We start from the raw sequence: 11,849 nt of genomic DNA on the forward strand, positions 1-11,849 counted from the left end.
GGCTGGCCGCACGGCGGATTGAGAGGGTATGGCCAAGAAGGACGGCGTCATCGAGATCGAGGGCACGATCGTCGAGGCACTCCCGAACGCGATGTTCCGGGTTGAGCTGACGAACGGTCACAAGGTGCTCGCGCACATCTCCGGCAAGATGCGACAGCACTACATCCGGATCCTCCCCGAGGACCGCGTGGTGGTGGAGCTGAGCCCGTACGACCTGACCCGCGGCCGCATCGTCTTCCGCTACCGCTGAAGTCCACACATCGAACAGACAGCAAAGGCGACATGAAGGTTCAGCCGAGCGTCAAGAAGATCTGTGACAAGTGCAAGGTGATCCGCCGCAACGGCCGGGTCATGGTGATCTGCGAGAACCTGCGCCACAAGCAGCGCCAGGGCTGACGCGAGTCAGACGCAGCACCGCCTCGCGAGAGGCCGCACGAGGTCACCGATCCTCGAGCAGACGCACCACCAGAAGCACGCAGCACCCGACCCCCGACGGGCCACCTGGAACAGCAGGTGGGCGCGGGACGTCACCCCCGGCCCGGAGGCCGGGGACCGGACCAGGATGGGCCGGACCGGTGTTGTGCCAGACCTCCGGACAACCAGAAAAGGAAACCATCCACAGATGGCACGTCTCATGGGCGTCGACCTCCCGCGCGACAAGCGCGCCGAGGTCGCACTGACCTACATCTTCGGAGTCGGCAAGACCAGCTCGCAGAAGGCGCTCGCGGCGACCGGGGTCAGCCCCGACACCCGCGTCAAGGACCTCGGTGACGAGGACCTCGTCAAGCTGCGCGACTGGATCGAGGAGAACCTCAAGGTCGAGGGTGACCTGCGGCGCGAGGTCGCCGCGGACATCCGCCGCAAGGTCGAGATCGGGTCCTACGAGGGCCTGCGTCACCGTCGCGGCCTGCCCGTTCGCGGGCAGCGCACCAAGACCAACGCGCGGACCCGCAAGGGCCCCAAGCGCACCGTGGCCGGCAAGAAGAAGGCCGGTAAGTGACCTGCGCCTGACGCAGCTCACCCCGCCTCCGCTCCCGAAGACTCAGTAGGAGAAACACATGCCTCCCAAGGGCCGCACGACCGGCGCCAAGAAGGTGCGCCGCAAGGAGAAGAAGAACGTCGCGGTGGGCCAGGCCCACATCAAGAGCACGTTCAACAACACGATCATCTCGATCACCGACCCCACCGGGGCCGTCATCAGCTGGGCCTCGGCCGGGCAGGTCGGCTTCAAGGGCTCGCGCAAGTCCACGCCGTTCGCGGCGCAGACGGCCGCCGAGGCCGCTGCGCGTCGTGCCATGGAGCACGGCATGCGCAAGGTGGACGTCTTCGTCAAGGGTCCGGGGTCCGGTCGCGAGACCGCCATCCGCTCCCTGACCGCCGCCGGCCTCGAGGTCGGCTCGATCCAGGACGTCACCCCCCAGCCGCACAACGGTGTCCGCCCGCCCAAGCGCCGCCGCGTCTGAGCGACCGACAGACTTCGCGAAAGGTAACTGAGAGAACATGGCCCGTTACACCGGACCCATCACGAAGAAGTCGCGTCGCCTCAAGACCGACCTCGTCGGTGGTGACAAGAACTTCGACCTCCGCCCGTTCCCGCCCGGCCAGCACGGCCGTCGCCGGATGCAGGAGAAGGAGTACCTCACCCAGCTGCAGGAGAAGCAGAAGGCCCGCTTCACCTACGGCGTCATGGAGAAGCAGTTCCGTCGGTACTACAAGGAGGCGGCCAACCGCCCCGGCAAGACCGGCGAGAACATCCTGACGATCCTCGAGTCCAGGCTCGACAACGTCGTCTACCGCGCCGGCCTGGCCCGCACCCGTCGTGCGGCCCGCCAGCTGGTCACGCACGGTCACTTCGAGGTCAACGGCGTGCGCGTCGACGTCCCGAGCTACCGCGTCGAGCAGTACGACATCGTCACCGTGCGCAAGCAGTCGGTCGAGACCTTCCCGATCCAGCTCGCGCGCGAGACCTACGGCGACCGGCCCACCCCGGCCTGGCTGCAGGTCGTCCCGGGCTCCCTCCAGGTGCTCGTCCACCAGCTGCCGACCCGTGCGCAGATCGACACGGTGCTCACCGAGCAGCTCATCGTCGAGTACTACTCGAAGAACTGACCGGGACGGGACGCCGCGCGCCGAGCGCGTGCGGCGTCCCCGACCGTGGGTGGCCCCACGGACCGATGTGAGGCCACCGGCGGGAGGCGACTCCCGCGTTTCACGAGGCGTCATATGGCGGTCGCCCGTGGGAAGGAAGTATCACCGTGCTCATCGCACAGCGTCCCGTCCTCAGTGAGGACGTCGTCTCCGACTCCCGGAGCCGTTTCGTCATCGAGCCCCTCGAGCCCGGCTTCGGCTACACGCTCGGCAACTCGATGCGCCGCACCCTGCTCTCGAGCATCCCGGGTGCCGCGGTCACGAGCATCCGCGTCGACGGCGTGCTCCACGAGTTCTCCACGATCCCCGGGGTCAAGGAGGACGTCACCGAGATCATCCTCAACATCAAGAGCCTCGTCGTCTCCTCGGAGCACGACGAGCCGGTCGTGATGTACCTGCGCAAGCAGGGCGCCGGCGCGGTCACCGCGGCCGACATCGCCCCGCCGGCCGGGGTCGAGGTCCACAACCCCGACCTGCACATCGCGACGCTCAACGACAAGGGCACCGTCGAGATGGAGCTGACCGTCGAGCGCGGTCGCGGCTACGTCTCCGCCGTGCAGAACAAGGCCGGCGACCAGGAGATCGGCCGCATCCCGGTCGACTCCATCTACAGCCCGGTCCTCAACGTCACCTACAAGGTCGAGGCCACCCGCGTCGAGCAGCGCACCGACTTCGACCGTCTCGTCGTCGACGTCGAGACCAAGTCCTCGATGGCCCCGCGCGACGCGCTCGCCTCGGCCGGCAAGACCCTCGTCGAGCTGTTCGGCCTGGCCCGTGAGCTCAACGTCGAGGCCGAGGGCATCGACATGGGCCCCTCGCCCACCGACGCCGCCCTGGCCGCCGACCTGGCGCTGCCGATCGAGGACCTCGACCTCACCGTCCGGTCCTACAACTGCCTCAAGCGCGAGGGCATCCACACCGTGGGTGAGCTCGTGGGCCGCAGCGAGGCCGACCTGCTCGACATCCGCAACTTCGGGGCGAAGTCGATCGACGAGGTCAAGGCCAAGCTCGCCGGCATGGGCCTGGCGCTCAAGGACAGCCCCCCGGGTTCGACCCGAGCCTCATCGCCGACCGCTACGACGACTTCACCTTCGGTGAGGGCGAGGACGACTCGGCGTTCGCCGAGGACGAGCAGCTCTGAACCACGCCTCCAGGCACGTTTAACCAAGGAGATCAACAATGCCTACCCCCACCAAGGGTCCCCGTCTCGGAGGCGGCCCGGCTCACGAGCGGCTGATCCTGGCCAACCTCGCGACCTCGCTCTTCGAGCACGACTCGATCACGACCACCGAGGCCAAGGCCAAGCGCCTGCGCCCGCTGGCCGAGCGCATGGTGACCTTCGCCAAGCGCGGTGACCTCTCGGCCCGTCGCCGGGTCATGACGGTCGTCCGCGACAAGGGCGTCGTCCACCGCCTCTTCGTCGAGATCGCGCCCGACATGGCCGAGCGCAACGGCGGCTACACCCGCATCACGAAGATCGGTGCGCGCAAGGGCGACAACGCCCCCATGGCGGTCATCGAGCTCGTCCGCGAGCCCGTCGCCAAGAAGGCCACCGTCAAGGAGGCCGAGGCGGCCACCAAGCGTTCGGCCAAGGACCGGAAGGCCGCCGAGGCCGAGGTCGAGGCGGCTCCCGTCGAGGACACCACCGAGGACACCACCGAGGAGACCGCGGCCGTCGAGCTGCCCGAGGGTGCCGTCGCCGCGACCGAGGACGGCTCGGCCCCCGAGGGCTACACCGTCAAGGGCAACGCCGACTCCGGCAAGTACCACGTCGAGGGTTCGCAGTGGTACGACCAGACGGTCGCCGAGTTCTGGTTCGAGAGCGCGGAGGCCGCCGAGGCCGCCGGCTTCGAGCCGGCCGGTGGCGCCGAGAAGCAGCAGGTCGAGGACGAGGCCTGAGCCTCGCCCCACCGGATGCCGGTGACGGCCCCTCCCGCTCGCGGGAGGGGGCCGTCCCGCGTCTGACCCGCCGTGGGTGCGGAAGTGGTCGCTGTGGCAGCCACGTCCGCACTCACTGCGAGGCTGTCCGGGCGCTGGCTAGGCTGGCCGGGTGACCGTGCGCCTCCGCCTCGACCTCGGGTACGACGGCACGGACTTCGCCGGGTGGGCCGCCCAGCCCGGGCTGCGCACGGTCGAGGGGGTGCTCTCCGAGGGCCTCGGGACGGTGCTGCGGGCCGGTGGGCCGGTGCGGCTCACGGTGGCCGGGCGCACCGACGCCGGGGTGCACGCCCGCGGCCAGGTGGCGCACGCCGACGTCGACGAGGGCGCCTTCGCGCGACTGCCGGGGCGCTCGGACCGCGCTCCGGAGGTGGCCGCGGTGGCCCGGCTGGCCGGGGTGCTGCCGGACGATGTCGTCGTCCGGCGGGTGTCGGTGGCCCCGGAGGGATTCGACGCAAGGTTCTCGGCGCTGCGGCGTCGCTACCTCTACCGGGTCTGCGACGACCCCGCCGCCCTCGACCCGCTGCGCCGGCGCGACACCGTCGTCGTGCGCGACCGGCTCGACGCGGAGGCGATGGACGAGGCGGCCGGGCGGCTCGTGGGGCTGCGCGACTTCGCCGCCTTCTGCAAGCGGCGCGAGGGCGCCACCACGGTGCGGACGCTGCTCGGCTACTCCTGGCGTCGGGCCGACGACGGCGTCCTCGAGGGCACGGTGGTCGCGGACGCGTTCTGCCACAGCATGGTCCGCGCGCTCGTGGGGGCGGTCGTGCCGGTGGGGGAGGGGCGGGAGCCGGCCGGGTGGCCCGAGGAGGTCCTGACGGCCGGTGTGCGTGACCCGCGCGTCAAGGTGATGCCGGCGCACGGGCTCTCCCTCGAGGAGGTCGTCTACCCCGATGACCACGCGCTCGCGTCCCGCGCCGAGGAGGCCCGCGCCACCCGGACCCTCCCGGGCTGAGCGCGCACCGCCTACGGTGGGGCGATGGCCCATCCCGCCCGGTTCGACGACGACGACCCGATCCTGGCGCGCGTGCGCGGCATCGCCCTGGCCCTGCCCGGCGCCGCCGAGAAGATCAGCCACGGCCGACCGACCTTCTTCTCCCAGAAGGTCTTCGCGATCTTCGGTGGGGTCGTCAAGGGCGACCACGGGTCCGACGCCCTGCGGCAGTCGCTCGTCTTCCTTCCCGAGGCCGACGAACGGCCGGCCCTCCTCGAGGACCCGCGCGTCGTCGTCCCCGGCTACGAGGGCGCCTACGGCTGGCTCGCCCTCGACCTGCGCGGCGACGTCGACTGGGACGAGGTCGCCGAGCTCGTCGAGTCCTCCTACCGCGCGACCGCCCCCGCCCGGCTCGTCGCCGAGCTCGACTCCCGCGACGACTGACCTCCACACCCCGACCCAGGGCCCGACCTCGACCTCCTGACCCCGACTGATTGCCCGAAACCCACCTCGACCGGCCCCGTGGACGGCCCGGAAGGTGGGTTCTGCGCAATAAGTGGGTGAAGTGGCGGCGGGGAATCCGGGAGGATGGTCGCTCGTGGGACACCTCGACATCGGCGCCGTCGGCTACTCGCTGCCCGACGGGCGCCCGCTGCTGCGCGAGGTGAACCTGCGCGTCGGTGACGGCGCCAAGACCGCGCTCATCGGCCCGAACGGCACCGGCAAGACGACGCTGCTGCGCATCCTCGCCGGCGACCTCACCGGCCACGAGGGGGCAGTGACCCGCAGCGGCGGCCTCGGGGTGATGCGCCAGTTCATCGGGAAGGTCCGCGACGACACGACCGTGCGCGACCTGCTCGTCTCGGTCGCCCCCGAGCCGGTGCGCCTGGCGGCCGAGGCGGTCGACCGCACCGAGCTGGCGATGATGGAGCGCGAGTCCGAGCAGGACCAGCTCGACTACGCGCAGGCCCTCGCCGACTGGGGCGACGTCGGCGGCTACGAGTGGGAGACCCTCTGGGACGTCTGCACGGTCGCGGCGATCGGCGTCCCCTTCGAGCAGGCGCAGTGGCGCAAGGTCTCGACGCTCTCGGGCGGGGAGCAGAAGCGGCTCGTCCTCGAGGCGCTGCTGCGCGGCCCCGACGAGGTGCTGCTGCTCGACGAGCCCGACAACTACCTCGACGTCCCCGCCAAGCGCTGGCTCGAGGAGCGCCTCGTCGAGTCGCCCAAGACCGTGCTGTTCGTCAGCCACGACCGCGAGCTGCTCGACCGGGTCGCCACGCGCATCGCGACGCTCGAGCCGGGCACCGCGGGGAACAGCGTGTGGGTGCACCCGGGCCGGTTCTCGACCTACGAGCAGGCGCGCATCGACCGCAACGACCGGCTCGACGAGCTGCGCCGGCGCTGGGACGAGGAGCACGTCAAGCTCAAGGAGCTGGTCCTCATGTACCGCCAGAAGGCGGCGTACAACGACGGGCTGGCCTCGCGCCTGCGGGCGGCCGAGACCCGGCTGCGCAAGTTCGTCGAGGCCGGACCGCCCGAGGCCGTGCCGCTGCGCCAGCAGGTGACGATGAGGCTCACCGGCGGGCGGACGGCCAAGCGAGCCATCGTGACGACCGGCCTCGAGCTGCGGGTCGACGGGCACCGTCTCGTCGAGCCGTTCGACACCGAGATCTGGTTCGGCGAGCGGGTCGGTGTGCTCGGCAGCAACGGCTCGGGCAAGTCGCACTTCCTGCGGCTGCTGGCCGCGGGCGGCAGCGACCCCGACCGCGAGCACCAGCCGGTCGGCGACATCCGTCCGCAGCCGGTCGAGCACGCGGGCCGGGTCGTCCTCGGCTCGCGGGTGCGCCCGGGCTGGTTCGCCCAGACCCACGACCACGCCTCGCTGCACGGGCGCACGCTCCTGGAGATCCTGCACCGGGGCGACGAGCACCGGGCCGGGATGCCGCGCGACCTCGCCGCCCGGGCCCTCGACCGCTACGGCCTCGCGCGGGCCTCCGAGCAGACCTTCGACTCGCTCTCGGGCGGCCAGCAGGCGCGGCTGCAGATCCTCCTCCTGGAGCTCTCGGGGGCGACCCTGCTGCTGCTCGACGAGCCGACCGACAACCTCGACCTGCACTCGGCCGAGGCGCTCGAGGACGCGCTCGCCGCCTTCGAGGGCACGGTGGTCGCCGTGACCCACGACCGCTGGTTCGCCCGCGGCCTCGACCGGTTCCTCGTCTTCCGCGCAGACGGTACGGTGGCGGCCACCGACGAGCCGGTCTGGGACGAGGGCCGGGTCCGTCGCCCGAGATGAGCGAGGACGACATGGCCCCATCCACACCTGCCGAGCGGCACCGCGAGATCGCGGCGGTCTTCGCCGACCGCGTGCGCGGCACCACCGACTGGGACGTGCCGGCGCCCGTGGAGGGCTGGGACGCGCGCGGCGTCGTCGAGCACCTGACCACGTGGTACCCCGCCTTCCTCGCCGGCTCGGGGGTCGACTTCCCGCCGCAGCCGAGCGCCGCCGACGACCCGGTCGCGGCCTGGGACGGGCACACCGCGGCCGTCCAGGCCCTCCTCGACGACCCGGCCGTCGCCGACGCACCCATCGACAACCCGCACATCGGGTCGATGACGCTGGCGCAGGCGACCGACATGATCTACACGACCGACGTCTTCCTGCACACCTGGGACCTCGCCCGGGCCACCGGCCAGGACGACCGGATGGACCCGCAGGTCTGCGCGGGCCTCGTCGAGGGGATGGCCGGGGTCGAGGACGCCATGCGCTCCTCCGGCCAGTACGGTCCGCGGGTGCCCGTTCCCGACGATGCCGACCCCCAGACCCGGCTGCTCGGGTTCATCGGCCGCGACCCGTCCTGGACGCCGCCCGCAGGGTAAAGAGTTCGTCAGTTGTCGGCACCGGGGGTTCATGTAAAGCGTTTTCGCACCTAGGTTGCGAGGCGCACGACCCGAGCCGGCCGGCGCCCCGCGTCGACACACCCCGAGGAGCACCGATGCTTCGTCCCCGTCGACGCCTGACCGCCCTCGCCGCCGGAGCCGCCCTCGTGGCCGCCCCGCTCGTCGCGACCGCCACCCCCGCGGCGGCCGCCACCGCCGCGGTCGCGCTGGTGGGCAGCCTGCAGTCCGAGCTCGGGTGCGCCGCCGACTGGGACCCAGCGTGCGACGCCACCGAGCTGGTCCAGGAGGGCGACACCGCCCGGTGGAGCGCCACCTTCCGCGTCCCGGCGGGCAGCTACGACCTCAAGGTCGCCCTCGACGACTCGTGGGACGTCAACTACGGGGCCGGCGGCAAGCTCAACGGCGCGAACATCCCGCTGGTGCTCCAGGGACCGGCGGCCCTGCGGTTCGCCTACGACGACGGCACCCACGCGCTGACCATCACGCCCGTGCGGCTCGCCGGGGGCACGACCGGGTCCGACCGACGCCTCGCCGAGGACTCGCTGCGCTCGAGCCTGACGCGGGAGCGGTTCTACTTCGTCATGGCCGACCGGTTCGCCAACGGCTCGCGCGCCAACGACACCGGGGGCCTGACGGGCGGGCCGCTCACCACCGGCCTCGACCCCACGAACAAGGGCTTCTACCACGGGGGTGACCTCAAGGGCCTGACGAGCAAGCTCGACTACATCAAGGGCATGGGCACGACCGCCATCTGGCTGACGCCGAGCTTCACGAACAAGCCGGTGCAGGGCAAGCCGGGGGAGGAGAGCGCCGGCTACCACGGGTACTGGATCACCGACTTCACGAAGGTCGACCCGCACCTCGGCACCAACGCGGAGATGAAGGCGCTCATCGACGCCGCCCACAAGAAGGGCATGAAGGTCTTCTTCGACATCATCACGAACCACACCGCGGACGTCATCGACTACAAGGAGGGGCTCTACACCTACCGCACCAAGGCGAAGTACCCGTACAAGGACGCGAGCGGGAAGCCCTTCGACGACCGCGAGCACGTCAACGCCGCCTTCCCGCCGCTCGACGCGGGGGTCTCCTTCCCCTACACCCCGTTCCTCCACGCCGGTGACGCGGACGCCAAGACCCCGGCGTGGCTCAACGACGTGACGAAGTACCACAACCGCGGCGACTCGACCTTCGCCGGCGAGTCCTCGACGTACGGCGACTTCTCCGGCCTCGACGACCTGTTCACCGAGCAGCCCGACGTCGTCAAGGGCATGGGCGACATCTACAAGACGTGGGTCGACTTCGGCATCGACGGCTTCCGCATCGACACCGTCAAGCACGTGAACCTCGAGTTCTGGCAGAAGTTCATCCCCGACATCCTCGGGGAGGCCAAGCGGGTCAAGAACAAGGACTTCTTCGCGTTCGGGGAGGTCTTCGACGGCAACCCGGCCGTGATGTCCGAGTACACGACCGCCGGCAAGCTCCAGGCCACCCTCGACTTCGGGTTCCAGCAGCAGGGCGTCGACTTCGCCAAGGGCAAGTCGGCGAAGACCCTCGCCGACTTCTTCGCCAAGGACGACTGGTACACGGACGCCGACAGCAACGCCTACCAGCTGCCGACCTTCCTCGGGAACCACGACATGGGACGCGTCGCGATGTTCCTCAAGGCTGACGGGCAGAGCGAGGCCGAGCACCTGAAGCGCGTCGAGTTCGCCGACTCGCTGATGTACGCCGTGCGCGGCAACCCGGTGACCTACTACGGCGACGAGCAGGGCTTCGTCGGCACCGGCGGCGACCAGCTGGCCCGCGAGGACATGTTCGCGAGCAAGGTGGCCGTCTACAACGGCGAGGACGTGCTCGGCGGCCCCGAGGGCTCGCGCGACCGCTACTCCACGACGCACCCGATCTACCGCCACCTCGCGGCCCTCGCCCGCCTGCGCGCCCAGAACCCGGTGCTCGCCGACGGCGCGCAGGTGCAGCGCTACGCCGACGACGGCGCGGGCATCTTCGCGATCTCCCGGGTCGGGTCGAGCGACCGCGGCGGTGGCCGCGACGACCGGCACGGCTCCTCGAAGCCGCGCGAGTACCTCGTCGCGGCCAACAACAGCACGACGGCGAAGTCGGCGACCTTCGACACCTGGACGCCGAACGGCGCCTTCCTGCCGCTGTCCGGCTCGAGCGCCGTCCTGCGCACGAAGGCCGACGGGAAGGTGACGGTCACCGTCCCGCCGCTCACCGTCGCCGTCTGGAAGGCCACCTCCCCGATCAGCACCCGCGTCGCGGCCCCGACGGTGTCGATGGACCTGGCCCCCGGCTCCGGCGTCCACGACCGGGCCGAGGTCTCGGCGAGCGTCGACAGCGGCACGCTGGCCCAGGCCACCTTCTGGTACCGGCCGGTCGGCACGAAGCGCTGGCAGCTGCTGGGCACCGACGACAACGCCCCGTACCGGGTCTTCCACGACGTGCGCGGCATCGCCAAGGGCACGCCCCTGGAGTACCGCGTGGTCGTCGAGGACGCCGGGGGCCGGGTCGCGGCCGCGGGGTCCTGGGCCACCGTCGTGGCACAGCCGTCGGCCACCGTGCCGCAGAACGGCGACCGGGCGGCGACCCAGCCCACCTCGGTGACCATCGCCGGCACGCTCGACAGCGAGCTGGGGTGCAGCGCCGACTGGCAGCCCGAGTGCACGAACGCCCAGATGACCCTCGACACCGAGTCCGGCACGTGGCGCAAGGCGGTCACCCTGCCGGCGGGTCCGTACTCGTACAAGGCCGCGCTCGACGGGTCGTGGACGGAGAACTACGGCGCCGGCGGCGTGCGCGGCGGCGCGAACATCGACGTCGAGACCACCGACGGCAAGGTCACGTTCTACTACGACCCCACGACGCACTGGGTCACCTCCGACGAGCAGGGCCCGATCGTCGTCGCGGGCGGTGACTTCCAGTCCGAGCTCGGGTGCGCCGCCGACTGGTCGGCGACGTGCCTGCGACCCTGGCTGCAGGACCCGGACGGTGACGGGATCTTCGCCCTCGTGCTCACCGGCATCCCGCCGGGGACCTACCAGTTCAAGATCGCCCAGGACCTGTCCTGGGACGTCAACTACGGCGACGGCGGGGTCCCGAACGGCGCGAACATGAGCGTCACCGTCCCCGGGGCCGGCGCCCGGACGACGTTCCTCTACGACTCGCGGACCCACGAGACGACGGTGACGAGCGCCGTCGGCTGAGGTCGCGCCGGCGGGTGACGACCGGCCGCGGCGGGTCAGCGGGTCAGCGGCCCAGGACCACGTCGGCGCCGTCGAGGCGCACGGCGAAGCCCGCGGGCGTCACGCGCACCTCGCGCAGCACCATGCCCTCCGGCACGGCGGGCACGTCCTGCCGGAGGGTGACCAGGCCGCGGGCGACGGCGCTCGCCGCGGCGTCGACGAACGACGGGCCACCGAGCTCGACGGTCTCGGGCTCGATGAGGAGGCCGCCGCCGTCGGCCACCACGCGGCCGGTCGCGCGCACGGTGACGTCGCGGCCGAGGACCGTCGCGGTGCGCTCGACGCCCGCCAGCCCTCCGGCCGCCGGGAAGAGGCGCACGCCCGCGCCCACCTGGGCGGCGACGACGTCGAAGGGAAGGGTCGCCGTGAGGTCGAGGCGCTGGGCCCGCAGCCCGGCCGGGCCGAACCGCACGCCGGTGCCGCTCGCCCGGACGTCGGCGAGCGACCCCTCCTGCGCGAGCACGTCCTTGCTGTCGAGCGCGACGGTGCCCAGCCAGGTCTCGTCGGCGGCGAGGTCGGCCGGCCGCGACGGCGCCGTGGTGGGTCGTGGGGAGGCGGGGGCCGCGGTCGTGGGGTCGACGCCCGAGCCCAGGGAGAGCAGGAGGGCGCCCGCGCCGAGGGCGAGGACGACGAGGGTGGTCAGGACGCCGAGGAGGAAGCGCTTCACC

At 71.6% G+C, this 11,849-nt stretch carries 12 protein-coding genes and 1 pseudogene; 12 read left to right on the forward strand and 1 reads right to left on the reverse strand.

What is annotated here, in order from left to right; genetic code table 11:
• Positions 1-28: 28 nt before the first annotated feature.
• The 12 genes and pseudogenes from infA (at position 29) to G7075_RS01275 (ending at position 11,142) form a co-directional block, all read left to right on the forward strand.
• Complete coding sequence (gene infA, locus G7075_RS01220) at positions 29-250, forward strand: translation initiation factor IF-1 (RefSeq protein ID WP_006946284.1); 222 nt, start codon at positions 29-31, stop codon at positions 248-250.
• A 32-nt stretch (positions 251-282) separates the two neighbouring features.
• Positions 283-396, forward strand: a complete 114-nt coding sequence (gene rpmJ, locus G7075_RS01225) for a 50S ribosomal protein L36 (RefSeq protein WP_006592630.1) — start codon at positions 283-285, stop codon at positions 394-396.
• Between the two features lie 226 nt (positions 397-622).
• Positions 623-1,000, forward strand: coding sequence for a 30S ribosomal protein S13 (gene rpsM, locus G7075_RS01230; protein WP_166118068.1), 378 nt, complete (start codon positions 623-625; stop codon positions 998-1,000).
• Between the two features lie 58 nt (positions 1,001-1,058).
• Positions 1,059-1,463, forward strand: coding sequence for a 30S ribosomal protein S11 (rpsK, locus tag G7075_RS01235; protein ID WP_128366906.1), 405 nt, complete (start codon positions 1,059-1,061; stop codon positions 1,461-1,463).
• A 37-nt stretch (positions 1,464-1,500) separates the two neighbouring features.
• Positions 1,501-2,109, forward strand: coding sequence for a 30S ribosomal protein S4 (rpsD, locus tag G7075_RS01240; protein ID WP_166118070.1), 609 nt, complete (start codon positions 1,501-1,503; stop codon positions 2,107-2,109).
• Between the two features lie 146 nt (positions 2,110-2,255).
• Positions 2,256-3,289: pseudogene (locus G7075_RS01245) on the forward strand (DNA-directed RNA polymerase subunit alpha).
• A gap of 38 nt (positions 3,290-3,327) precedes the next feature.
• Positions 3,328-4,047 (forward strand): 50S ribosomal protein L17, encoded by a 720-nt coding sequence (gene rplQ, locus G7075_RS01250; RefSeq protein WP_166118072.1) that lies wholly within the window; start codon positions 3,328-3,330, stop codon positions 4,045-4,047.
• A 157-nt stretch (positions 4,048-4,204) separates the two neighbouring features.
• Entirely contained in the window at positions 4,205-5,041 is an 837-nt protein-coding gene (locus G7075_RS01255; RefSeq protein ID WP_166124159.1) for a tRNA pseudouridine(38-40) synthase TruA, read from the forward strand.
• A 24-nt stretch (positions 5,042-5,065) separates the two neighbouring features.
• On the forward strand, positions 5,066-5,464 hold the full coding sequence (locus G7075_RS01260; protein ID WP_166118074.1) for an MmcQ/YjbR family DNA-binding protein: 399 nt from the start codon (positions 5,066-5,068) through the stop codon (positions 5,462-5,464).
• A gap of 154 nt (positions 5,465-5,618) precedes the next feature.
• Positions 5,619-7,313, forward strand: coding sequence for an ABC-F family ATP-binding cassette domain-containing protein (locus G7075_RS01265; protein WP_166118076.1), 1,695 nt, complete (start codon positions 5,619-5,621; stop codon positions 7,311-7,313).
• Positions 7,310-7,897 carry a TIGR03086 family metal-binding protein gene (locus tag G7075_RS01270; RefSeq protein ID WP_240917802.1) on the forward strand — a complete coding sequence of 196 codons (588 nt, stop codon included), beginning with the start codon at positions 7,310-7,312 and terminating at the stop codon, positions 7,895-7,897. The genes G7075_RS01265 and G7075_RS01270 overlap by 4 nt, the downstream gene beginning before the upstream one ends.
• A 116-nt stretch (positions 7,898-8,013) precedes the next feature.
• Positions 8,014-11,142, forward strand: coding sequence for an alpha-amylase family glycosyl hydrolase (locus G7075_RS01275; protein ID WP_166118078.1), 3,129 nt, complete (start codon positions 8,014-8,016; stop codon positions 11,140-11,142).
• 43 nt (positions 11,143-11,185) lie between these two features.
• Here G7075_RS01275 and G7075_RS01280 read toward each other — a convergent pair whose 3' ends face one another.
• On the reverse strand, positions 11,186-11,848 hold the full coding sequence (locus G7075_RS01280) for an LmeA family phospholipid-binding protein (RefSeq protein WP_166118080.1): 663 nt from the start codon (positions 11,846-11,848) through the stop codon (positions 11,186-11,188).
• Between the last annotated feature and the right edge of the window lies 1 nt (position 11,849).

The sequence above is a fragment of the Phycicoccus sp. HDW14 genome, from assembly GCF_011383005.1.
Classification (GTDB): domain Bacteria; phylum Actinomycetota; class Actinomycetes; order Actinomycetales; family Dermatophilaceae; genus Phycicoccus.